General features: G+C 57.0%; 19 protein-coding genes and 1 tRNA gene. 5 read left to right on the top strand and 15 right to left on the bottom strand.

Annotated features, from left to right (window positions below; all coding sequences use genetic code 11):
• Positions 1 to 43 precede the first annotated feature (43 nt).
• The gene (locus MWU39_RS09445) at positions 44 to 292 is read left to right on the top strand and encodes a hypothetical protein (RefSeq protein ID WP_247159740.1); all 249 of its coding nucleotides are present in this window, start codon (positions 44 to 46) and stop codon (positions 290 to 292) included.
• Between the two features lie 90 nt (positions 293 to 382).
• On the opposite strand, the gene MWU39_RS09440 is transcribed toward MWU39_RS09445, so the two are convergent.
• Positions 383 to 1,930, bottom strand: a complete 1,548-nt coding sequence (locus MWU39_RS09440; RefSeq protein ID WP_247159739.1) for a CpaF family protein — start codon at positions 1,928 to 1,930, stop codon at positions 383 to 385.
• A 269-nt stretch (positions 1,931 to 2,199) separates the two neighbouring features.
• On the opposite strand from MWU39_RS09440, the gene MWU39_RS09435 reads away from it, so the two are divergent.
• On the top strand, positions 2,200 to 3,336 hold the full coding sequence (locus MWU39_RS09435) for a glycosyltransferase (RefSeq protein WP_247159738.1): 1,137 nt from the start codon (positions 2,200 to 2,202) through the stop codon (positions 3,334 to 3,336).
• Between the two features lie 5 nt (positions 3,337 to 3,341).
• On the opposite strand, the gene MWU39_RS09430 is transcribed toward MWU39_RS09435, so the two are convergent.
• The 4 genes from MWU39_RS09430 to MWU39_RS09415 form a co-directional block, all read right to left on the bottom strand.
• The gene (locus MWU39_RS09430; RefSeq protein ID WP_247159737.1) at positions 3,342 to 4,223 is read right to left on the bottom strand and encodes an FkbM family methyltransferase; all 882 of its coding nucleotides are present in this window, start codon (positions 4,221 to 4,223) and stop codon (positions 3,342 to 3,344) included.
• 131 nt (positions 4,224 to 4,354) lie between these two features.
• Positions 4,355 to 5,287, bottom strand: a complete 933-nt coding sequence (locus MWU39_RS09425; protein WP_247159736.1) for a hypothetical protein — start codon at positions 5,285 to 5,287, stop codon at positions 4,355 to 4,357.
• A gap of 7 nt (positions 5,288 to 5,294) precedes the next feature.
• Positions 5,295 to 6,965: a hypothetical protein gene (locus MWU39_RS09420; RefSeq protein ID WP_247159735.1), complete on the bottom strand. Its 1,671-nt coding sequence runs from the start codon at positions 6,963 to 6,965 to the stop codon at positions 5,295 to 5,297.
• A gap of 2 nt (positions 6,966 to 6,967) precedes the next feature.
• Complete coding sequence (locus tag MWU39_RS09415) at positions 6,968 to 7,993, bottom strand: glycosyltransferase family 2 protein (protein WP_247159734.1); 1,026 nt, start codon at positions 7,991 to 7,993, stop codon at positions 6,968 to 6,970.
• A 182-nt stretch (positions 7,994 to 8,175) separates the two neighbouring features.
• Here MWU39_RS09415 and MWU39_RS09410 point away from each other — a divergent pair, with 182 nt between their 5' ends.
• The 3 genes from MWU39_RS09410 (at position 8,176) to MWU39_RS09400 (ending at position 13,451) form a co-directional block, all read left to right on the top strand.
• Complete coding sequence (locus MWU39_RS09410; RefSeq protein WP_247159733.1) at positions 8,176 to 9,090, top strand: DMT family transporter; 915 nt, start codon at positions 8,176 to 8,178, stop codon at positions 9,088 to 9,090.
• A gap of 98 nt (positions 9,091 to 9,188) precedes the next feature.
• Positions 9,189 to 11,012: a glutamine--fructose-6-phosphate transaminase (isomerizing) gene (gene glmS / locus MWU39_RS09405; RefSeq protein ID WP_247159732.1), complete on the top strand. Its 1,824-nt coding sequence runs from the start codon at positions 9,189 to 9,191 to the stop codon at positions 11,010 to 11,012.
• Positions 11,013 to 11,093: 81 nt separating this feature from the next.
• Positions 11,094 to 13,451, top strand: a complete 2,358-nt coding sequence (locus MWU39_RS09400; RefSeq protein WP_247159731.1) for an EAL domain-containing protein — start codon at positions 11,094 to 11,096, stop codon at positions 13,449 to 13,451.
• 21 nt (positions 13,452 to 13,472) lie between these two features.
• On the opposite strand, the gene purQ is transcribed toward MWU39_RS09400, so the two are convergent.
• From purQ to infA, 10 genes are all read right to left on the bottom strand, one after another.
• Complete coding sequence (gene purQ, locus MWU39_RS09395; protein ID WP_247159730.1) at positions 13,473 to 14,162, bottom strand: phosphoribosylformylglycinamidine synthase subunit PurQ; 690 nt, start codon at positions 14,160 to 14,162, stop codon at positions 13,473 to 13,475.
• On the bottom strand, positions 14,162 to 14,428 hold the full coding sequence (gene purS / locus MWU39_RS09390) for a phosphoribosylformylglycinamidine synthase subunit PurS (protein ID WP_247159729.1): 267 nt from the start codon (positions 14,426 to 14,428) through the stop codon (positions 14,162 to 14,164). Before purS ends, purQ begins: the two co-directional genes overlap by 1 nt.
• Before the next feature lie 113 nt (positions 14,429 to 14,541).
• Positions 14,542 to 17,430 carry a M16 family metallopeptidase gene (locus MWU39_RS09385; protein ID WP_247159728.1) on the bottom strand — a complete coding sequence of 963 codons (2,889 nt, stop codon included), beginning with the start codon at positions 17,428 to 17,430 and terminating at the stop codon, positions 14,542 to 14,544.
• A 96-nt stretch (positions 17,431 to 17,526) separates the two neighbouring features.
• Complete coding sequence (locus MWU39_RS09380; RefSeq protein WP_247159727.1) at positions 17,527 to 19,569, bottom strand: DUF3857 domain-containing transglutaminase family protein; 2,043 nt, start codon at positions 19,567 to 19,569, stop codon at positions 17,527 to 17,529.
• 100 nt (positions 19,570 to 19,669) lie between these two features.
• Positions 19,670 to 20,476 carry a phosphoribosylaminoimidazolesuccinocarboxamide synthase gene (gene purC / locus MWU39_RS09375; RefSeq protein WP_247159726.1) on the bottom strand — a complete coding sequence of 269 codons (807 nt, stop codon included), beginning with the start codon at positions 20,474 to 20,476 and terminating at the stop codon, positions 19,670 to 19,672.
• Between the two features lie 23 nt (positions 20,477 to 20,499).
• Positions 20,500 to 20,574: transfer RNA gene (locus MWU39_RS09370), tRNA-Phe, on the bottom strand.
• Between the two features lie 120 nt (positions 20,575 to 20,694).
• Entirely contained in the window at positions 20,695 to 20,883 is a 189-nt protein-coding gene (gene yacG / locus MWU39_RS09365) for a DNA gyrase inhibitor YacG (protein ID WP_247159725.1), read from the bottom strand.
• A complete protein-coding gene (locus MWU39_RS09360; protein WP_247159724.1) occupies positions 20,880 to 21,842 on the bottom strand; it encodes a ribonuclease in 963 nt (320 codons plus the stop codon). Before MWU39_RS09360 ends, yacG begins: the two co-directional genes overlap by 4 nt.
• Complete coding sequence (locus tag MWU39_RS09355) at positions 21,835 to 22,407, bottom strand: Maf family nucleotide pyrophosphatase (RefSeq protein ID WP_247159723.1); 573 nt, start codon at positions 22,405 to 22,407, stop codon at positions 21,835 to 21,837. Before MWU39_RS09355 ends, MWU39_RS09360 begins: the two co-directional genes overlap by 8 nt.
• A 15-nt stretch (positions 22,408 to 22,422) precedes the next feature.
• A complete protein-coding gene (gene infA / locus MWU39_RS09350) occupies positions 22,423 to 22,683 on the bottom strand; it encodes a translation initiation factor IF-1 (protein ID WP_218404713.1) in 261 nt (86 codons plus the stop codon).
• Positions 22,684 to 22,828: the final 145 nt, after the last annotated feature.

Below are 22,828 nucleotides of genomic sequence, written 5' to 3'. Positions count from 1 at the left end.
CGTTAGTATTGCGCAAGCGCAATGCGTGGCTACATGCGCAGTTATGACGAACCTGTGGGTCCAGTTTGAATTGCTGAGCGATGCGGCGCAGCTTGCCATAACCGGCGGGGCCTTTTGGGTATTCGCAGCGTTCTGCGCGCTGATGGAGCGTCGCCGGAACAAAGCGCGCAATCTCGCACGGCTCGAGCGCGTCGGCTTTATGCCGTGGACGACCCTGTTCGTGCTGGGCGCGATTATCGGAGGCGGGTGCCTGGCTATGAGCCTGCCGGTTGTGCTGGGAAGTTTGTTGTAGAGAACGAGAACGGCGCGCAGCGTCGCAAGCGCGACCGCGCGTCGGCCGGTTAGGCCGCAAAAATGGGGCCGGATGGCCCCATTTTGCGTGTTACAAACACGCCTCCAAATACGCCTGATCGAAGCCGTACTGGCGCGCTTTTTCTAACGTGTAAGGGCGCAGGCCAGAGGCACGGAATTCACCGATAATCTTGCCGTCTTCGCTCTCGTCCAGATATTCGAACTTGAATAGGTTCTGCGTCACGATCACGTCACCTTCCATCCCGATCACCTCGGTAATGTCGGTGGTACGACGCGAACCATCGCGCAGACGTTTTACCTGAACGATGATGTCGACAGATTCAGCGATCTGAGTCGAAATCGCCTGTTTCGGGATCTTGATGTCGCCCATCAAAATCATGTTTTCCATACGGCCAAGGCATTCGCGCGGGCTGTTGGCGTGAAGCGTACACATCGAACCATCGTGGCCCGTGTTCATGGCGGCGAGAAGGTCGAAACATTCCGCGCCACGAATCTCACCCAGAATAATCCGGTCAGGACGCATACGCAGGGCGTTTTTAACCAGGTCGCCAATCGTAATCGCGCCTTGCCCTTCAAGGTTAGGCGGACGTGTTTCAAGCGGCAGCCAGTGTGGCTGTTGCAAACGAAGTTCGGCGGCATCCTCAATCGTGAGAACGCGCTCACCCGGGTCGATCATTTTCGACAGGGCGTTGAGCATAGTCGTTTTACCCGAACCCGTACCGCCGGAAATCACGATATTCATCCGTGATGCGCCAGCGATTTTCAGGGCCGTACACATCTTTTCACTCATCGAACCGAAGTCTTTGAGCATATCGAGCGTGATCGGTTTCTCGGAGAATTTACGAATCGAGATCGCGGTGCCGCGCAGCGACAGCGGCGGAACGATGACGTTCACACGCGAGCCGTCTTTCAAACGGGCATCGGCCAGCGGTGTGGTCTGGTCAACACGGCGGCCGACTTGGTTCACGATGCGCTGGGCAATCTGGAAAAGGTGCTGTTCATCGCGGAATTTGATCGGCGCGATGGTCAGTTTACCCTTTTTCTCGATGTAAGTCTGATCCGGGCCGTTGACCATGATATCGGAAACGTCCGGATCGTTCAGCAGCTCTTCGAGCGGACCGAAACCCAGAAGTTCATCGATAAGAACTTTTTCAAGCGCGAATTGCTCGCGGCGGTTCAGTGTGACCTTCAGTTCGGCCAGCACTTCCATGATGATCGGACGGAATTCTTCCGACAGCTCTTCTTTGGAAAGCGTCGCTGCGGCTTCTGGGTCAACACGTTCGAGCAGGCGCGGGAGCACCTGTTCTTTAATTTTGTGAACGCTGGCTTCGAAGCCGCCCTGTTCTTCCTGAACGTGGGTCGCGTTCATCCGCTCGGTCAGACGATCCATCGCCTCGGCGGTGGTTTTCGGTTTGCCGTTACCAGATGGCTTTTCCGCTGCGGGAGCAGGCTCCGCGCTGGGCGCGCCATCTTCGCCGGGTAGGGGCGGGAATTGTTCGCCGCCCTTGGGCTCTTCGCTGGAACTGCCGCCACCCTTCATCGGGCGCGCTACGCCAAATGCAGGGCGTCCGCCGCCCTTCATGCCGCCTGCGCCGCCTTTTTTACCGAATGCGCTCATTCCAAGCCCCCAAGGACAAAATTCTTAGTGTGTGCACTGCTCGATTAGAACGAACAGTGCCTCTCGATGTTTGGTGAATAAACCGGAAACCTTATTTTTTCCCTAAATTCGGGAGGCAAACGTCAGTGGCTTTTATGTGATCCGAAATTGCGGGCTTGGCCCCGTCTTATTGGGTTGCCCACGGTCCGATGGCTGACTGAATTTGCTTGCCCGTCACGTTAGGCATTAGAGTTCGATCTGCGCCTTCTTTTTTGGAATTTCACCGCCGCATGACAGCAAAAATCATCGCATTTGGGGGATATGACACCCGCAAGCCGCGTGTGCGGCTCTTGGTGGAGGCAATCCGCCGTCAAGGCGCGCTTGCCGAGGAGATTCACGTAGCGGGCTGGGAAGATGTGGCGCAGACCAATATCCCCTCGCGCGGCGCGTTTCTGAAAGTGCTCGCGAAATTGATGCTGGGTTATCCCCGCGCGCTGTGGCGATTGCTCCGCAGCGAAAAGCGGGCTGCCGTTTTGTTGCCCTATCCAGGGATCATGGAGATATTCCTGATCGCACCGCTCGCCCGATTGCTGGGACGCCAGGTGGTGCTCGATGCATTCTTGCCGATTTACGATACAATTGTTGTCGACAGAGCTTTGGTGAAGCCGACTGGTTTGATTGCAAAAGCGATCTGGATGTTCGAACGCACCGGTCTTCGGCTCGCGGATGTGATCTTGGTCGATACCGATAGCCATGGGGACTATTTTTCCAGCGAATTCGGGTTGAAGCGGGGTCGGTTCCATACTGTTCTTGTCGGGGCGGAAAGCCACTTTGTGCCTGACGCAAAACAAGACCGGGTTGAAGATTTGTTGGGACCGATCGACGAACGCCCAATCGTGCTGTTTTATGGTCAGCTGATCCCGCTCCACGGCGTGCCGACCATCATTGAGGCGGCGAAACAGTCACAGGGAAAGGGCACGCGCTGGGTAATTATCGGGCGCGGTCAGTTGGAGCCTTTAATGCGCGAGACCATGACCAGCGAGGATGGAGCGGCACTCGAATGGATCGAATGGGTAGATTATGAGCGACTGCCTTCGGTGATCGCGCGTGCGGACATCTGTCTTGGTGTGTTCAGCTCGTCGGATAAGGCCGCGCGGGTCATCCCGAACAAGCTGTTTCAGCAATTGGCGGTAGGTAAGCCGGTGATCACCCGGGCAAGCCCGGCGGTCGAGACGCTTGCACAGGAATTCCCCGCAACGTTGCGCACGGTGCCTGCCGATGATCCGAAAGCCTTGGCAGATGCGGTTGCGGCAGCACTGAGCGGCAAAAGCGCGCTTGCGCCCCTACCGCAGCAATCGCTGCGAGAGCTAAGCCCTGCGGCCGGTGTCGATGCTTTGATCAGCCGGCTCTGTAGAGCCGAAGACTGAACCGATCACGGGCGTTCGAAGAACAGCTCGAACGTGCCACGATCGCCTTCTTTGATCTGTTCAAGGAACGATCCTTCGCGGATCAGGGACATGCCCGGACGGTCGTATTGGATGACCAGTGACGGTTTCAGCCCGCTTTCCTCAATATTGTTCAGAACTTCGCGGATTTCGTCTTCGTTCAAAAGGCTGCCGTGAAGCTCGATAAAGAGATGGCGGATTTTCTTGAGCGTTTCCTTCGCTCCGCGAAGCACTTCGAGTTCGAAGCCCTCGACGTCCATCTTGATGAAAGTCGGTGTCTCGTTTGCCTCAGCAAAAGTATCGATCCGGTGGCAGTCAACTTCGATAAAGTCGGTTGGCGAACCAGGGTTTTCCTTGGCTGTGTGCCAGTTCGAAAGCTCGGATGTGTAGAGTTTCAGCTTGCCGTCTTCCTCGCCAAAACCGGCATGCTGGACTTCGATATTGTCGTAGCCGTTGAGCTCGATATTGCGCTTCAGGCGTTCAACATTCTCCGGGTGCGGCTCGATCGCGTAGATTTTTTTGCAGCGGCTTGCCTCCATCAGGGCATAATATCCGATGTTCGCACCCACTTCGAGAACGACATCGTCTTCGCGCAGGATCGACATGATGTGGCCAGTCGCGACCGGTTCGCGGATGCTATCGAGCAGGAGATCGCGGTCGAGACCTTCTTTCTCCGGCATCAGCTCCATTTTTGAACCGAGGATTGTGCGGACCTGCGGGCCTTTTAAGCCCATGCGAGCAAAGTCTTTACGGCGTGATCGATCTTCCCAACGGGCGCGGGTGAAGTTGACTGTTCGCTCCAGAGTGGGCTGAATTCCGCGCGACTGCACCATTTCGACTGCGGCGCGAATTTCGTTGGCGTATTTCATCGATCAATCAATCCTGTTCAATTTCGGCCCGACGGGGGCGCGTGTATAGTGTCTGTTAACCATAAAACGTTGCCAAAAAGGAAACAGAATTTGAACTTGTGAAATTCAGTTCGGTCGAATGTGTGTGCGGCTTAGGCGGATGCCTTTGCCCTCTTCGGCAATACGGTGATGATCGCTGTTGCGACACCGCTAACGGCGAACCCGATCAGGCGGTTGATTGCGACCGCCAGAAACGCGGCCTCTGGCGGTATCGTTGAAAGCGTAGCTATGGCAGCGGCTATCGCTTCACTTATGCCAAGACCACCGGGAGCGATGGAAGCAGCCGACCCAAGGATCGCTGCAAAAACGAACGGGTAAAGATCGAAAAACGCGATTGAGACGCCGATCACGAGAAATCCGGCGAGGATGCGCAGACCCGCAATGCCAAGGCCGACGATACGCATGGCGAGGGCTGCCATTGCAAGGGTCGGCCCGGCCTTCGACCAGAGCCATCCGGTGCAGATGACTATTCCAGCGATCCCGCTGCACGCGATGAGAATTGCGATTAGATTGTTCAGACCCAGCGCTAAACCGGCCGTGAGCGCAGCGCATGCGACCCAAAGCACGGCATTGACCATCACATGAGCGGCGGCATTCGCTGCGCCTGAGCCGTCGCGCACAAGAGCGCCTCCACGCACAATGGCGCCGCCGGGAATGGGCAGAAATTCGGCAAACTGCGCGACGCATGACACTTTGAAAGCGGGCCAGAAAGCAATGTTCTGACCGGCACCGCGCGCCATCACCATAAAGTTGAGCGCGCCATACAGAAACGCGATGGGAATGATCAGACCTGCGGAAAGCAGGATGTAGGGCAACGACAAATCGCTGAATTTCAGATCGAGGCTCGATGCCGAATAAGCGAGTCCGCCGACGAAAATCACCACTGCAACCGCTATAATCACCGTGCGGTATTTGCTGGCGAATGCCTGCAAGCGTTTCATCGCAGCCGTAAGGCGATCCACGGCGCTGCCACCTGAGCCTTTGGCATCAGAGGAGGAAATGGGAAGAACAGGCTCGGTGCTCATGGCGGACTTAGAACGCTGTCCAATACGCGTCTGGCGCCGTCGCAGTTGGGCGAACTAGGCCTTCACCCCAGATCAGGCCTGCATCATCGCCTTTAGCGTTTTCGAGAACGTGACTGCCGCGATCAAGTGTGACGATTGAACCATCAGACCATTCGCGGCCATCGATGATCAGTGTGCCGGAAACCGTGTATGGGCCGGGAACGAGAACGTCCCATGTTTCGGACGTGCCAGCGGCCACTTCTTTGCCGGCCAGAAAGATATCTCCCCAAAAGCGGACATATGTGTTTGCGAGCGCGTCGGCATCGTCAGGATGGAATGTGCTGTTGTCAGTGCCCAGGATAGCCTTGGAAAATTCGCGGTTGTTATCGAGTAGGAAGGGCACGGGCGTTTCCCGCATCGTCTGCAAGAGCGTGGGTTCGCCAGCCGCCAGATAACGCTCTACGCCAAAGCCGGTTCGGAAAGTGTTCTGCTTTGGAAATGTCGCGATCATTCCGCAGCAGTCGAAATAGTTCACTGGCTTGTCAAAGGTCTGGTGCACGGCGTTTACGAGCACTTGCTGGCGGTCGGTCACTCCGCGGGCATCCACGGCCCAGATCATTAACGCACTGCCTGCAATGACTGCGGCGATGAGCGCTCCGCTGTAACGCTGCACGATCATTCGAAACGCCCAGACCGTTACAACTACGACAGGCGGCAGAATGAACGGATAGAAATAGGGCAGCGAATTTCGGTAAAAGAGCGGCGTCAGCACTGGTAGCCACATCGCGGCCAAAGCCAATTTGCGTTGCCATGTCATCGTGTCTTTCGCGATCACCCATGGCGCAATGACGATAGCAATGGCGAGCGGCAGCGCGGTGAAAAGCGCTTTTGCTGCCGCGCCAAGATGGGGGCTCGATGCGATGCCTAGCATCCCGCTTGATGACCTACCAAGAGTGCCTGCGGCGGCCTCACGTGCTTGCTCTTCAAATCCGCTGGCATGCAGAGTGTAGAGCAGGGCGAAAACGCCCAGCGCGACTAAGCCCGCGGCGATCCAGCGCAAGGGATAGCGCCAGTCAAACCCTTCCTCTTCCCAGCAATACAGCGCGATTCCGGCAAAGGCCGGAGCCCACAGGACAAACTTGATCGTGACCATACCAGCGAGACCAATCAGAGCGCCAAGCGCGATGATCGACATCAGCCGAAGCCGTGTCAGGGCCGCAACCGCGAAACCGCTGGTCAGGAGCGCAGCAACTATCGGATCAACGCGAAAAGCCGTGCCATGTTGCAGCACAAAGCCAGCGCCCAGATAGGCGGCAGTCGCAATAAGAGCGACGCGGCGATCAGAAAATTTCTGCGCAGTCAGGAAGATGCCTGTGGCCGTAATCGCTAGGCATGCAAACATGAACATCCGCGCGATGATGATATGGTCAATCTCATTGCCGGGCATGTTTGGCAGCCACCACGCGAAGAAACGGGTGTGTATGGTCTGAAGCGGTTGGATGAACTCGCCCCGCGCCACCACTTCGACCTGGCTATAAAACCAAAACTCGTCCCAATTGACCGAACGGCCAAAGACCATCGACACATGCATCGCGGCCATCACCCCGATCAAGGCATAAAGCCACGCAGCCGAACTCGCCGCCGGAAGCGAAAAGCCCGGACGCTGCGATGTTTCGGCCGTGTTTGCGGCGGTGGTCATTGTCAGGAGGCTTTGCGACGGGCTGGCGCAGTGTCAACATCGCCAAAAGGCGCTTCTGTGCCTTTCTGTGCCTTCTCAAGCCGATCCAGTTTCTCGTCCATGCGGCGCAGTTTCAGGATGCTGGCTTCCATCAATTTGCGGTTCGTCGCGATTAGGTCGGCGAGGATGCCGAGCGTTGCAACCAGCACGCCAACCGTCAGCAGTGCACCGCCAATGACAAGCGATTGGATGTGGCCATCGCCCTGACCATTCGCAAAGAACCACACGAAGCGCGCCATCGGCAACAGACCGACCAAGGTCAAAGCCGCGCCCAACAGTGTGAAGACCCGAAGCGCGTTAAACGTCGTGTAAGCGCGGGTAATCGTCATGCCCTGCGACATGATGAAGCGCGGGATCGATTTGAACAGCCGGGATGGGCGCGTGGCGCTGTTGGTGCGGATCGGCACGGATTTGATCGCGAGCCGTTTGCGGCCCGCCTGGATCAGCATATCGGTGGTGTAGCTGAACTCGGTGGTGATATTGATGCGCTGGGCGGCATCGCGGCTGATCGCGCGAAATCCGCTAACCGCATCGGTGATGTCGGTGTTGGAAAGGGTTCGAACAACGGTGCTGCCCAGACGCTGCAACAGGCGTTTGAAGAAGGAGAAATGCGCATTGTCGGCAACAGAGCGGTCCCCGATTACAATGTCGGCTTCCAATGCGACGACCGGGGCAACGATCTTTGCGATGTCTTCCCCGGCATATTGTCCGTCGGCATCGGTGTTGACGATGATGTCTGCGCCCTCGGCAAGGCATTTGTCGATGCCGTTGCGGAATGCCTCTGCAAGGCCGCGATTGCGGCGGTGGCGCACAACATGATGCACGCCCCAACGCCGGGCAACGCCAGACGTGTCATCCGAAGAGCCATCGTCGATGATCAGGTATTCGATCACATCGACACCGGGCAGGCTGCGCGGCAGCTTGGCAAGCGTTTCGGGCAGCACTTCTGCTTCGTTAAGGCACGGGATCTGGATGATCAGCTTCGTCATTGCGGTCGGTTTGCCCCCGATTTGCGCGGAAAATGCGCCCAAATTGCGTATCTATTCAGCCTCGATACCGTGAGGGGTTTAATCAAACGTAAACCATGAACTTTTGGAATTGAGGGCTGGGCTTGCGTTTGGTGCACGCGCGGTCCACGGGGCGGCATGGGATTGCAGAACAGGATTTCGCAGTGACGGGAGAAGAACGCACAGGTTTGGCCTATGCCGTTGCTGGCTTTGCGACGCTGTCTGTTGGCGATGCCGTGGTGAAAAGCATGGCGGGCGATTGGCCGCCTTATGCTGTTGCGGCGCTGCGCTTTGCAATTGGCGCGATTGCGCTGTCGGCCTTGCTGCTGAAGAATGAAGGCGTGAAGGCGTTCAAGCCCACCAATCCGTGGCTGCAAGTGGCGCGCGGCTTTTGTCTTGCTGCGGCATCCACATGCTTTTTCTCCGCGATCTATTTGATGCCACTGGCAGAGGCGATGGCCATCGGGTTTCTTGCGCCTGTGCTGACGCAGCTTCTCGCCGGGCCACTGCTGGGTGAGAAAGTGCGGCCCGCTGTTTGGGCCGTGTCACTGGTCGCGCTGACCGGAGTGGGAATCATTCTCCGCCCGAATTTGGCGGAGCTTGGCTGGGCTGCGTTCCTGCCGCTGATCTCGGCATGTTTCTTTGCTTTGATGATGATCGCAAACCGCGCGAGCGCGGGGCAGGGGAGTGCGCTATCGATGCAGGTATTCATTGCCGCTGTATGTGCGCCGCTCCTGATCATTCTATGCCTCGGGATCAAAGCGACAGGCGTGTCAGAACTGGATTTCGGCTGGCCAAGCTGGGACGTCGTCGGGCGCTGCGCAATCGTCGCATTTACGGCGAGCACGGCGCACTGGCTCGCCTATATCGGCACATCGAAAGCGGGCGCTGCGCAGGTTGCGCCTGCTATTTATGTGCAGATTCTGATCGCGATTGTGCTGGGTTGGTGGTGGTTTGGTGATCGCCCCGATCTGCTGACCTTGGGCGGTGCAGGTTTAATAATTGCAGCGGGTCTTTACCTATGGCGTGACGGGCTGAAAGCCGCCGCGCCTATCAGTTCAGGACCAAAAACGCGTTGATCCAAAAATTTGCACTTGCTTCAAGCCTCTGTTCACCAGACATGCTTAAAGGGGCGGCAATCATACCGGTCAGGCACCAATAGGGGATTCGTTCGAGCATGTGCGGCATTATCGGAATTGTAGGCAGTGAAGCGGTATCGGACCGTCTTGTCGACGGCCTGAAACGGATGGAATATCGCGGCTATGACAGCTCCGGTATTTGCACTTTGCATGATGGGCAACTGATCCGCCGCCGCGCTGAAGGCAAACTGGCCAACTTGGTCAACGTCTTGCGCCAAGATGACGCCCCCGGCACCGTAGGGATCGCACATACACGCTGGGCCACACACGGCGCGCCCACCGCTGCCAATGCCCACCCGCACGCCACCGGCGAAGTCGCCATTGTGCACAATGGCATAATCGAGAATTACAAAGCACTGCGCGAAGACCTGGCGGGCGAAAACAGGGTTTACGAGAGTGAAACTGACACCGAAGTGGTCGCGCATTTGATCTCTTCCGGGATCGAAAAGGGCATGGAGCCGCAAGAAGCGGTCGGCAATGTCCTGCCAAAACTGCGCGGTGCTTTCTCACTGGCCATTGCTTTCAAAAGCCATCCTGACCTTTTGGTTGGCGCGCGGCTCGGCTCGCCTTTGGTTGTCGGATATGGCGACGGCGAGATGTATCTTGGCTCTGACGCATTGGCGCTCGCGCCTCTGACGCAGAAAATCGCGTATCTTGAAGAAGGCGACTGGGTAATCATCTCAAAAGATGGTGCCCAGATATTCGATGCTGCGAATGAACCTGTAACTCGCGAGATACAGGCTTCGGGAGCTTCTGCCGCGGTGGTTGAAAAGGGCAATTACCGCCACTTCATGCAGAAAGAGATTTTTGAGCAGCCGACCGTGGTCGCGCAAACACTCGGATCGTATCTGCGCCGTGACAACAACTCGGTTGCACTGCCGCAGTTTGATTTTGACCTTTCAGCGGTGAAGCGTTTGACAATTGTGGCGTGCGGAACGTCGTACTACGCCGGAATGGTTGCGAAATACTGGTTCGAGCAGTTTGCTCGCGTACCCGTCGATATAGATGTGGCCTCCGAGTTTCGCTATCGCGATCCTGTGCTGGAAGATGGCGGCCTTGCGCTGTTTATCTCCCAGAGCGGTGAAACTGCGGATACTCTGGCGGCATTGCGCCATTGCAAGGCCGAAGGGCAGACTATTGGCGTGGTCGTTAACGTACCGACCAGTTCAATGGCGCGCGAGGCAGACTTGTTGCTGCCGACCCATGCCGGGCCGGAAATCGGTGTCGCCTCGACCAAAGCGTTCACCTGCCAACTGGCGGTTCTCGCGGCGCTCGCTGCCAATATGGCGGTCGTGAAGGGACTGGTTTCGCGGGATGAAGAGGCGGAGATTGTGCGCCACTTGCTCGAAGCACCTGCTGCGCTCAACGCCGCGCTCAATCACGATGATGATATTGCCGAGATGGCACCATTGATCGCGCCAGCGCGCGACGTGCTGTATCTTGGACGCGGACAGGACTATCCGCTTGCTCTTGAAGGGGCGTTAAAACTCAAAGAAATCAGCTATATCCACGCAGAAGGTTATGCGAGCGGTGAGATGAAGCACGGACCGATTGCTCTCATCGATGATGACGTTCCTGTGGTCGTGATCGCGCCATCAGGCCCGCTATTTGAGAAGACAGTTTCCAACATGGAAGAGGTTCGCGCACGCGGCGGTCAAGTCGTGCTGATTTCCGATGCTGAAGGTATTGAGCAGGCTGGCGAAGGGTGCATCGCTACGATCGAAATGCCGGTGGTTCATCCGCTCATTGCGCCCCTCGTTTATGCGATCCCTGTGCAGCTGCTCGCCTATCACGTTGCTGTCGTGAAAGGCACAGACGTTGATCAGCCGAGAAATCTCGCGAAATCAGTCACCGTCGAGTGATCAGGAAAAGTTGTAAAAACGCGGCTGCTTGCCGCCATTACTTTACGGGGCAATAACCTTTTCCATTTAACCCGCGTGCCTGTGAGCGATCAGGATTCCTCTTCCCGGGTGACACCATCGAACCTGTCTGTATCTGCCGTTCTCGGTTTTTGGAACCGAGGCGATGCAGAATGGTCGCGGCTGCGCGGACTGCAATTCTCGGCGCTAAAGAACCAGACTAATCGCCGCGTTTACGCACATGCGATCATGGCGGCCCTCGTTACGTATCTGTATTTCGGTCAGATTCCTCTCTTATGGTTAGCCGGCTGGCTGGTTGCATTGGTTCTTATTAACCTACGCGGCACGTTGTTTGACAGATCCCTGGTCGACACAGATCGCAGGTCTGTTCGCGCGGCTGAACACACCCGGCAAACAATAACATCGGTTGTGTCAGGGATGCTGTGGTCTGTCCCGGTTCTATTCTTTGCACAACACGGTTCGATTGCAGACTTGGCTGCTTTGCTGGTCATCACAGGAATGTTGGTGACTGGGGCTATCGTATTCTATCCCGCTGCTCCAGCGAGTGTGGCCTTGTCGACGGTCATTCTCGGCAGTGCGACCGTGACCCACCTCGTGACGGCTGAATTGTGGGTCCTCGCGGCCGCTAGCACGCTTTTCACGCTCACGGCATTGGCAGGCACCATTTCGGTTGGGCGGACGTTCCTGTTGGCACGTCTAACGGAAAGCGATCTTGCGGAAAAAGAAGAAGTCGTTTCGCTTTTGCTGCGCGAGTTTGAGGAAAACGAAGCTGATTGGCTTTGGGAAGTTGATACTCAGCGGCGCGTCCGCTCAGTCAGCCCGCGTTTCGCGTTTGCACTCGGCAGACCTCAGGCCGAGGCTGAGGGACAGTCGCTCATGCAGCTTATCTCGCAGAAGGATTGCGATCCGAGCGACTACGCACCAAGCCTCCGCGCGTTGGCGTCAGAACTCAAGGGCCGCGAAAATTTCTCAAACTTGATCGTCAATGTGATGATTAGAGGCAGAGAACGTTGGTGGGAGCTTTCGGGAACGCCGTTGCGCGATGAGAGAGGGCGATTTATCGGCTTCCGCGGCGTCGGATCCGATGTGACAGAACAGCGGGAGTCGAGCGAAAAAATCGCCTATTTGGCCCGCTACGATACGCTGACATCCTTGCCCAACCGCCTGCAAGTGCACGAAGCATTGGGCGAGGCCATCAGGTATGCTGAAAAATGGCGTACGCGCTGCGCATTGCTGATGATTGATCTCGATCGGTTCAAAGCGGTCAACGATTCCCTTGGCCATTTGACTGGCGACAAGTTGCTTGCGCAGGTTTCGGCGAGGCTCAAAGCCAAGCTTGGCGAAGGCCAGATGTGCGGACGGCTTGGCGGAGACGAATTCGCAGTGGTCATTCGCGATGCATCGGATGGCAACAAAATCGAACAGATTTCTGCTGAGATAATCGCGGCTCTATCGGAGCCATACGAAGTTGATCTGCAGACGCTTTATGTAGGCGCCAGTGTCGGTTCGGCATTCGGTCCGCGCGATGGCAACACCGTTGAGGAGCTCATGCGGAATGCCGACCTTGGCCTGTACCGTGCAAAGGACGCTGGAGGAGGCACCTATTGCCGTTTTGAACCGTCTTTACATGCTTCGGCTGAGGAACGCCGCACGCTAGAAGTCTCTTTGCGGAAAGCGATCAACGGTGAGGAGTTTGTGCTCCACTACCAACCGGTCGTCGATGCGCGGAGCGAGAATATTGTCAGCTTTGAGGCGCTGGTTCGCTGGAGCAGCCCGGAACACGGCTTTGTCAGTCCCGGAAAATTCATCCCGCTTGCGGAAGACACCCGTCTGATTGTTCCGATCGGCAAATGGATTTTGGAGCAGGCCTGCCTCGAAGCACGCAATTGGCCTGACCACGTAAAGGTGAACGTCAACGTTTCACCGGAGCAATTGCTCGAACCCGGTTTCCATCAGGACGTAATCAACGCTCTCGCGGCCAGTGGTCTGCGTCCCGAACGTCTTGAAGTTGAAGTTACGGAGAGCATTTTTGTTCGCGATGCGGCCACCGCGCGAAATTCGCTTGAGCAGATCATGGCGCTCGGCTGTTCTGTTGCACTCGACGATTTCGGAACAGGCTATTCGTCGCTTGGCTATCTGCGGACGCTGAGATTCTCGACTATCAAAGTCGATCGCAGCTTTGTTCAGGGCGCTGCTCAGAAGAGTGATGAAAGTCTTGCGATCATTAACGCTGTGGTCGCAATGGCGAAAAGCCTCAAGATGACGACCACGGCAGAGGGTGTAGAGACACCCGAAGAAGCCGAGATGATCCGGAATCTCGGCTGCGACAAGATACAGGGCTTCTATTTCGGCAGGCCGATGTCGAGAGACGACGCGAAACGGTTGTTTACGAAAAGCCCGTACGAGTTGAAGGCCGGTTAGGGGCCTTCGACCCCGGCTCTATCAAGCATCAACCAGAGCTGCGATCACACTTTCGAAAAGGCGTTTCCCGTCTTCCCCGCCCATGGTTGGGTGCGCAGCTGGTGAAATTGCACGCTCAGGGTGAGGCATCATGCCGAGGACGCGGCCATTCTCGCTCAGGATGCCTGCGATGTTACGGCGCGAACCGTTTACTGCCTCTTCGTAACGAAAGGCCACACGGCCTTCGGCCTCAAGCGCATCCAGTGTGGCTTCGTCAGCGAAGTAATTCCCATCGTGATGGGCAACAGGAACGCGGATCGTTTCGCCTTCAGCATAGGCGCCAGTGAACAGCGAGGAAGTATTCTCGACCTTCAGAGGAACAGTCCGGCAGACAAAAGTCTGTCCGGCATTCCGCATTAACGCACCGGGCAACAAGCCGCTTTCTGTGAGAACTTGAAAACCGTTACACACGCCAAGAACCGGAACGCCGCGCTCTGCTGCGGCCACGACAGCCCGCATGATCGGGCTTTTCGCCGCCATCGCGCCCGAGCGCAGATAGTCGCCGTAAGAAAATCCGCCGGGTAGCGCGATGAAATCCAGACGATCAGGAAGATCGGCATCGCCGTGCCAGATGCGGAGGGCGGGCTCTCCAGTGACCTCTTCGAGAGCAACAGCCATGTCGCGGTCGCAGTTGGAGCCAGGGAAGGTGATGACGCCAGCTTTAAAGGCCATCAGGCTGTTTCCTTCTCGCCCTGCGATTCGGAAGGGGCAAGTTTTTCAATCGCGAAGTCTTCGATCACCATATTCGCAAGCAGCTTCTCACACATGGTGTTTAGCGCTTCGTCGCTGGTGCCATCTGCCACATCCATTTCGATCATTCGGCCAATGCGAACGTCCTCTACACCGTCAAAGCCGAGCCCTTCGAGCGAGTGATGCACTGCGCGACCCTGTGGATCGAGAACACCTGGCTTGAGCCGAACGAGGATGCGAACTTTCATGGGCGTTTCCTGATGAGTGGTGCGGTAACTTTGTGCGACCCTATAGCGCGACCATTGCCGAGCGCAATCATGCGCCGCAGCTTGCCCACTATAGCGGCTACGTTCGCGCTGTTTCAGCCTGCTTGAACGGTGTCTGCGTCCGCGCGGGCGTTTTCTCCGGGCAGAACATGAACTTCGATCGCCGCATCCGGATCAAGATATTGGATCGCTTCGGCCTGAATATCGTCGGGGGTAATGGCTTTTAGCAAATCCGGCGCCGCGAACCACCGCTCCAATCGCTCCGGCTCGCTCTGTGCACGCGCTGTTAAGCCCATCCAGCCACCCAGATTCTTGAGGGCGTTGGCATAGGATTCGAGGATTGGTTTACGAGCCCGTTCGATCAAATCCTGATCCACAGGCGCTTCACGGAGATCGGCAATCAGGCCGCGTACCGCCGCACGGGTCGCCTCAATTTCCTTTACGTCGACGGAAGCAGAAATCGAAAACGTGCCGTAATCGTCGTAAATCCTGCTGGTCGAACTGCCGGCAGACGGGGAGTATGTTTGACCCAGCTCTTCGCGTAGACGGTCTGTCAGTTCCAAGCGGACAACGCGGCCGAGCATCGAAAGACGCAGTGCTTCCGCAAAATCCTCGTCATCGGTTGTGGGCCAGATCATCCGCAGCAATGCCTGATCCGCTTCGCCTTCGTGTTCGAGCTTTGTCAGGCCGCGGTTGGCAGTGAATGTACGTTTGCGCGCTTCATCGCGAGGAACGAAATCGGGCTCTCGCGCAGGCAAAGCTGCGAGCGTGGAGGCTACAGACGCAATTGCTGTGTCCTCATCAAGATCGCCGACCATAGCGACTTCGATCGCTCCATTTTCGAGGCGGTCGGCAATCGCGCTTTTCAACTTGTCATAATCAAGCGCGAGATAGGCTTCTTTCGGCTGGAGAGAGAACCGTGGATCACCATCGGATAGCTGCGCACCAATCGCGGTGCTGTATGCTCTGCCGGGAGTGGAATAGAGCGTCTCAAAGAAGTTATCGATGCCCTTGCGGAAACGTTCGACGCCTTCACTGCGATATCCCGGATCGGTCAAGATCGCGGCAAACACCTTCATCTGCAGATCGAGATCGCGCGCGGTGGTCGTGCTGCCAAGGCTAAAGCCGTCCGCAGAACTGCCGAAACCGGTGGAGACGCTTCTGCCGGCGAGCACGGTTTGCAATTCGTCGATACTGTGCGCGCCAAGCCCGCCCGACATCAGCGAATCCGCAAGATAAACGCGCAGCGGATCCTCTTTGGTCCGCATCAAATTGCCGCCGTCGACGCGCACAGAGACGCGAATACGGTCTTCGCGAATATCGGTCTTTTTCAGATTGAGCCGCACGCCATTGGCAAAAACAAGCTTGCGGATGCCGAGCTCTTCGTTGGTCTCATCAGAAACGACGGAACCGGGCTCGCCAAACTCGCTATATGCAAATTCGACGATGCCAGTGTCTTTCGGTGCGTCGATTGGCAATGCCATCCCTTCGGCAAATGCGCTGCGCAGACCCTCTTCAGCGCCTTCAGGAGCGGTCCGGCCAGTGAAACGGATCAGCGGGTCATCCAGCGGGACCGCGTGCTCCATCACCGCTTTGTGAACAGCCTCGGCAGTTACCGAAGGCGCGAATGCCTCAAATTGCTCAAGGGTGTAGGCCGGGGTGGCGGGAACGCGCTCATTCGCGACAAGGCCCAGCGCCTGCCCCATAAAATACCCATTCGAGAAAGTGTTGTAGCCAGAGACTGCATTTTCGGCTGCGGTCCGGCTGCGCTTCAATTGCTCATCGACTTCGGCTGCGGTGAAACCGTAGGTCAGAGCCTCATTTACGATCTGGACCGCCGCGAGCATGCCTTTGCGCCATTCGCCATCGACACTGCTGATGCCGATACCCGTGCTTAAAGCGTCTTCGAAAATGCTGCCGGTGCCATAGCTGGCCCCGCGATAGGGGGCGTCTGCTTCGCGAGCGAGTCGCGCCAGACGCCGGTTGATAATCGCATAGCCGATTCCTCGCACGAACTGCTTCTTGCGGTTCGCCAAAGTGTCGGGTTCATCGGACCACGGGCCCAGCCGAGAGATTTGCACGCTCTCCGATAGAGCAGGGTCGAGGTAAATATCGGTCAGGCCTTTGCGGGTGATATCAATCGGGCCCGCTTCGGGTTCTTCGGGGGCAGGGGCTGCTTTCCAGTCGGAGAACTTTGCACGGATCGCCGCCTCCATAACCTCCACGGGATAGTCGCCAACGATCACAAGAACGGTATTGGAAGGTGTGTAGGTGCGTTCATAGAGCCCGCGCATTTGCTCTGCCGTCGCGGTTTCGAGGCGTTCGATTGTTCCGATTGGAAGCCGGTCTATAAAGCGCGCGCCGGGGCTCGAAAATTCATAACTGTCTTCGCGGTTGCGCTGCGCAAATCCAGCGCGGTCACGCCGCTCGGAAAGGACCACACCGCGCTCCCGGTCGACTGCGTCGGGCGCGATGGTCAATTCGCTTGCGGTTTCCCGCATCAACATGAGTGCCGTGTCCAGCAGATCCTCATCATTGCGGGGCAGATTGAGGATGTAGGTTATCGCGTTCAGACCGGTTGTCGCGTTGGTATCGGCGCCAAATGCCAATCCCTCGCGTTCCAGCAGTTTGATCATCTCGCCTTCGGGGATACCCTTCGATCCATTGAAAGCCATATGTTCAAGGAAGTGCGACAGCCCCCGCTCGCTTTCGGTTTCGTCAAGCGAACCAGAATCGATCCGCATGCGAACGACGGCTGTGCCTTCCGGCGTACCATTCTGCCGGACGATGTAGCGCATGCCGTTGTCAAGCTGACCAAAAGTGTATCCTGGGTCGACTTCAACATCGCTGTCTTCGAATGCCCAGACTGGCTCCCTAGCGGGCTCTGAAGCTTCGGTTTCTTGCCCAGCCAGCGCGGAAGTGAGCGCAAAATTGGGCAATGCGAGCAAAAGCCCGGCAGCGAATACGCGTGCGTTCGATTTCATGTTGTTTGGCAGTACCTTCTCATCCCCGTAAGGTATGCAGCTTAGCGTCTTAATCTACGCTGTCAGCCATAGAATGTAATTGTCCCGTATAGCTGCTTATTCGAGCATGTCTGGTGGCAGGCACGGCGTATCTCGACCCGCCCAATCAATCTCGTAAGTGGCAGGGACTGAGCGCAAATTCCCCCACGCTTCGATTTCCTGACTGGGATCGTAACTCAGGATCGCCTTCGAATTATCGAAATTCTCGAGCCGTTCATTGTCGCGCTTGGCCCGTGCTGCTGTGATTTCAGGGGTTTCGACCCGCCTGCCGCGCACCATGCGCAATGTGCGATCATCCCGTTTTTCCATCATCCGATAATAGACCTCGCCATAGAGCATCGTATCGAAGACCGAATTGAACCCCCAGTTCTTGAGCTCGGTCCCTTCTGGTAGCCGAACAGTAGTGGCGTGACAGGTATAACTCGGGGCCTGATAGAAAGGAATTTTGCCAGATTCCTGACCGTTACGTTGGCGCCGCGGAGGTGGGGTGAAGCCGCCTCTCGGGAGGAACATGTATCGACCATCAAGGCTGTCACTTTCCCATTCGACAGGGCCAGTTCCGGTTATTGTCAGAATGCTTGCTTGCGTCGCCTTATCAAATCGCCACTCAACCGAGTCGACGGAATTCCACATCTGTGTGCCTTCGAGCTGGTTGCGCAGAGCGCTTTCCAGTTGGTTCGGGGAAACGGACGAAAACGTGTAGTATTCTTGAAGGCCGGCTGACCCGCGTATGACGGATTTGAGGATTTTCTTGGAAGGTACGTCAAAACCTGCGGTTGCATCGATCTCCTCAATGCCCATTTCCTGTGGTATATCAAACGGTTCGAAAGCCAGTTGCTCAAGCTCCCCGCCGGCTTTCTTGAGAGGAAGAACCCAATCATACTTGAAGAACGGTTTGGTCCGCCCTTCAATGACAGGTGGCATTGTCCCATCCAGCCAATATGCCTCTCCATCGATAGTGGCGCGCACCAGAACGTGATCAAACGCTCCGGGGCTTGCCAGACGTTTGTCCAAGCCATCGGTTGAAAAGTTGTTGTTCACGAGCACCGCCTCGGCCTCGATACCCAGCTGGTCGAGCAATGCGAGAAGCATGGCGGTCTTACCCTTGCAATCGCCATACCGCCGTTCCCACGTCTCATCCGCGCTCGCAGGCGTGAAATTGCCGCCATTCAGGCCAACATAGATGTAGCGCACCTGCTGTTGGACGAGCGTTAGAGCGGCCTGCGCCTGGGCCAATTTCTCCGAGTGTGTTTCGGCGATTAGCGCGGCTTCGTCCTGCAGAGGTGAACCCGGTGCGATCTTGCGCGCTTCGTCAAACAAAGTGTGAAACCGTGTGGACACGGAAGCCCAATCCTGAAAATCGGAATATTGCAGCATTCTGATCAACGAATAGCGCGGCGGTGCTGCGCGGGGCGGGCTTAACACTTCGGGATTGTCGAATGTCACTGAGATCGAATTGTCGCCGCGACGTGCCGCTTCTTCAAACGTCGGTGTCAGCTGCAACGCCGGCTCTTGTTCATCTTCCCATTGCAATTCGAGATGAAACCGGCCGCCGGGAGGAGAATGTGCCAAGAACAGGATGCCGCTATTGGCCGACTGCAAAGTGGGATCGTGAGACGGAATCGAATATGACAATTCAAGATCATCGCCGACGCGTAAATCGGGCACCTGCAAGACCGCTGTCAGCAATCCATCAAGCATCGCCGTTTCCAGCTGGTCTTCGCGGCGAAGTATCTCGAATGTGCTGGTTTCGAGCACGTCGATAACTCGGCTGCCCCGGCGGATTTTTAGGGAGTGTACGTGCGCACTGCCTGCGGCGGGGTTCCATGTGATCCCAATGTTACCTGCGCTAAGCGCCTGCGGTTGGAGAATGCGCATGATTTGAGCTTGAAACGTGCGCTCGCCATCATTCGTTAGCCGTACGACTGTATCTTGTGCCCGAACGAAAACTCCGCCTTGGGCATTATCGGGAACTGCTAACGGTTCGCTGAGGGTGATCCAGTCGGGCGTCGGTGTGATTTCAATGTCCGGCGCTTCAGCCGTCTGAGCCTGCGCAGTGGACGCCATAAGCATGGCAGCAAAAACCAATCCGAAACGCATGAAACCCCCAACGCAAACCTAGAAGCCAACATCTACATGCATGGCAGCCAGGCGCAAACCACTTGTTTGCAACGGTTTATTGGGGCGTTAGGTTTGGCGCCTACTTCTTAGGCGTTGCAGGGGTGCCGCGCAGGCGGGTGCGGTGGCTCGACAGATCTAGCACTTCGCCCGGATTGCTGTCTTCGTCTTGCAACAGGCCCAGGCGACGCGCGACTTCGCGGTACGCGTCTTCTTCGCCGCCCAAATCGCGGCGGAAACGGTCTTTATCCAGCTTTTCGCCCGTTTTCATGTCCCACAGACGGCAGCCATCTGGGCTGATCTCGTCAGCGAGGATCACACGGCTGAAATCGCCATCGTAGAGGCGTCCGAATTCAAGTTTGAAATCGACCAAGCGGATGTCGATGGCGGCAAACATACCGCACATGAAATCGTTGATGCGGATCGCCATCGAAGAGATGTCGTGCATTTCCTCATTGGTGGCCCATTGGAAGCACGCAATGTGCTCTTCAGAAATCAGCGGATCGCCCAGCGCATCGTCTTTGTAATAATATTCAATCAGCGTGTGGGGCAGCGGCTCGCCTTCTTCGAGGCCAAGCCGTTTGCAGATCGAGCCAGCCGCGACATTGCGCAGCACGACTTCGATCGGGATGATTTCGACCTGACGCACCAATTGCTCGCGCATATTGAGGCGGCGGATGAAATGGGTCGGAATGCCGATATGAGACAGGCGGCTGAACACATGCTCGCTGATGCGATTGTTGATCACACCTTTGCCGTTGATCGTGCCCTTTTTCTCGGCATTGAAAGCGGTCGCATCATCCTTGAAATACTGGATGATCGTGCCGGGCTCAGGACCCTCATAAAGGATCTTGGCTTTGCCTTCGTAAATTTGGCGACGACGGGACATGTGGGAACCCCCTGTTCAGCGAATGGTGCCCGGGGGCGGAATCGAACCACCGACACGCGGATTTTCAATCCGCTGCTCTACCCCTGAGCTACCCGGGCATTCGCTGCGGCGGCGGTCTTTCCTGAATCGGCCAGACCGGCGAGCAAATGAGAGCGGGCCTATGGCGAACCCTCGCGCGCTTGGCAAGAGGAAATGGCCATAAACCTGCGGTTGTTTCCTCAGTCCTGCTTGTCCCAATCGGTAGTGGCAACCTCTTCAGGTGAGGCTGGCCGTCCGGGGACAGCATAGCCATCGCCAAACCACTTGGCGAGATCGCGGTCTTTGCACCGCGTAGAGCAGAAGGGGGAGTGTTCTTCACTGCGCGGCTTTTTGCAGATCGGGCAGGGTTTTTGCGGCTTGGTTGTCATTGCGCGATTATCTGGGCCTGAGCCGCTTCGAGCGCAAGAGAGGGGCTCGTTTCAATCCGCACTTCTTTGCCGGTCCGCTCCGATAATTCGACCAGCCATTCCTCTTTAAGCTTGGCTTTCAGCGCGGAATGAACAGTCAGTAGAAGCACTCGCCCGCTTCCCTCTGCCATTTCACCACGGCGCAGAGCCATCCGCGCGCACGCGCCGACGCGTGAAGTCGCGAACCGGTGAAGCAAGGATGGCCCTTCGAGCCGGGCAACCAATTGCACAAAGCCAAAGCCGTTCATTGCAGTGCGTTCATGCGGCCAGTTGGCCAAAGCCGCTTCGAGTGCAGCGTCAACTTCCTTACGGCCAAGTTTGTCCTGAATTGTCGGGAAATCGATGCCGATAGAACCGCCAATGTCGAACCATTGCAGCGCCTGCGCGATGGCTGGCACCGCTGCCAAGGCAAGTTCGCGGGGGCTTCCTTCGCCGTCAATATCGATAAGGGTCATGGCAGGCGTAGTGCTGATCAGTAGTGACCCCTTGGCGAAGTCGATCTGACCCGAAGAAGCCGCATCCCATACTTCTTCCCAGAGGCCGGATGGAAACCGCCTAATGATGGTGCCCGTCGCGAATACCGAAGCGGGCGGAATATGGGGATTGTCGTCGCCAAAATAGCGCGCCTGTGCCCGTTTCAACCGGCCACGTTCAGCGATTGCCTCGCGCGTGATGATAAGGCGCACTTCGCTGCCCTCGGTCGCATCGCGAGGAAGGCCGCTGGCGTTGATTTCGGTTCCGCGCGGGCTGACGCACAAAGCGCGGGATGATCCTGCTTTGCGAGAAACGATCTTCGCCATCAGGATCGTCCGGGCGCACTCTTTGCTCAGCCAAAACAGTTTGGCGCCGATTACGTGATCGTTCTCGATAAACAAGGCGCGGCTTTCGCCGATGCCCTCTTCGATCAGCCACTCAGCCAATTGGAAAGCCCGCCGATTTCAATAGGGCGCGGGTTTCGTAAAGCGGCAAACCCATAACGCTGGAATGGCTGCCCCTTATCCACTGGATCAAGCCCTCGGCGGCGCCCTGGATAGCGTAACCACCCGCTTTGCCGCGCCATTCGTCGCCCGCCAGATAAGCGTCAATTTCTTCGTGGCTGAGCGATTTGAAGCGGACGGTGTTTTCGCTCAAACGCGATTTCACCGATCCGTCAGGCGAGCGCAGAACGACGCTGGACAGCACTGTGTGCCGCCTGCCGGATAGCAACTCGAGGCAAACTCGTGCTTCATCTGCTTCCTCGGTCTTCGGCAGTATTCGGCGTCCAGCCGCGACAACCGTGTCGCCAGCAAGCACGAAACCGGGCGCGTCGATGGCTGCAGCCTTTTCCTCGCCCATACGCAAAGCGTAGTCGCGGGGCCTCTCGGCACCGTGCGGGTTCTCGTCAATATCAGCGGGCGAGATGGCGTCAGGCGACAACCCGAGCCGCGCGAGAAGATCGCGCCGCCGCGGGCTTGCCGAAGCCAAAGTCAGGTGAAGGGCGCTCATCAGCGCACCTGCGTCTTAAGGTGTTGGGCCAGGGCCCTGACCGGGGCCGCCGCGACCGGGCATAAAGCGATAGGTGATCCGAGCTTTGGTCAGATCATATGGGGTGAGCTCGCACAGCACTTCGTCGCCCACCAACACACGGATGCGATTCTTGCGCATTTTTCCCGCGGTGTGGCCGAGCACTTCATGGCCGTTTTCAAGCTCTACCCGGAACATCGCATTGGGCAGCAGCTCAACGACGCGCCCGCGCATTTCGAGGAGTTCTTCTTTGGCCATGTAATCCCTTCAGATTTTGAGCGCAAAACAGAATGCGCTGATCGATACTGGCGCGGCATTTAGCGATGAGATGAGCAAAAGGGAAGCCTCCAGCGCTAATAGCTTGAGAGAAGCGGAACCGGACGCGATGCCAAGGGTTCATAAT

Source organism: Erythrobacter sp. F6033 (assembly GCF_023016005.1).
In the GTDB taxonomy this organism is placed as follows: domain Bacteria; phylum Pseudomonadota; class Alphaproteobacteria; order Sphingomonadales; family Sphingomonadaceae; genus Erythrobacter.
This window is presented reverse-complemented; position numbering and strand designations above follow the sequence as displayed.

Coding starts and splice junctions, on each gene's coding strand:
- MWU39_RS09445 (WP_247159740.1), top strand. CDS start 44: ATGACGAACCTGTGGGTCCAGTTTGAATTGCTGAGCGATGCGGCGCAG.
- MWU39_RS09440 (WP_247159739.1), bottom strand. CDS start 1,930: ATGAGCGCATTCGGTAAAAAAGGCGGCGCAGGCGGCATGAAGGGCGGC.
- MWU39_RS09435 (WP_247159738.1), top strand. CDS start 2,200: ATGACAGCAAAAATCATCGCATTTGGGGGATATGACACCCGCAAGCCG.
- MWU39_RS09430 (WP_247159737.1), bottom strand. CDS start 4,223: ATGAAATACGCCAACGAAATTCGCGCCGCAGTCGAAATGGTGCAGTCG.
- MWU39_RS09425 (WP_247159736.1), bottom strand. CDS start 5,287: ATGAGCACCGAGCCTGTTCTTCCCATTTCCTCCTCTGATGCCAAAGGC.
- MWU39_RS09420 (WP_247159735.1), bottom strand. CDS start 6,965: ATGACCACCGCCGCAAACACGGCCGAAACATCGCAGCGTCCGGGCTTT.
- MWU39_RS09415 (WP_247159734.1), bottom strand. CDS start 7,993: ATGACGAAGCTGATCATCCAGATCCCGTGCCTTAACGAAGCAGAAGTG.
- glmS (WP_247159732.1), top strand. CDS start 9,189: ATGTGCGGCATTATCGGAATTGTAGGCAGTGAAGCGGTATCGGACCGT.
- purQ (WP_247159730.1), bottom strand. CDS start 14,162: ATGGCCTTTAAAGCTGGCGTCATCACCTTCCCTGGCTCCAACTGCGAC.
- purS (WP_247159729.1), bottom strand. CDS start 14,428: ATGAAAGTTCGCATCCTCGTTCGGCTCAAGCCAGGTGTTCTCGATCCA.
- MWU39_RS09385 (WP_247159728.1), bottom strand. CDS start 17,430: ATGAAATCGAACGCACGCGTATTCGCTGCCGGGCTTTTGCTCGCATTG.
- MWU39_RS09380 (WP_247159727.1), bottom strand. CDS start 19,569: ATGCGTTTCGGATTGGTTTTTGCTGCCATGCTTATGGCGTCCACTGCG.
- purC (WP_247159726.1), bottom strand. CDS start 20,476: ATGTCCCGTCGTCGCCAAATTTACGAAGGCAAAGCCAAGATCCTTTAT.
- yacG (WP_247159725.1), bottom strand. CDS start 20,883: ATGACAACCAAGCCGCAAAAACCCTGCCCGATCTGCAAAAAGCCGCGC.
- MWU39_RS09355 (WP_247159723.1), bottom strand. CDS start 22,407: ATGAGCGCCCTTCACCTGACTTTGGCTTCGGCAAGCCCGCGGCGGCGC.
- infA (WP_218404713.1), bottom strand. CDS start 22,683: ATGGCCAAAGAAGAACTCCTCGAAATGCGCGGGCGCGTCGTTGAGCTG.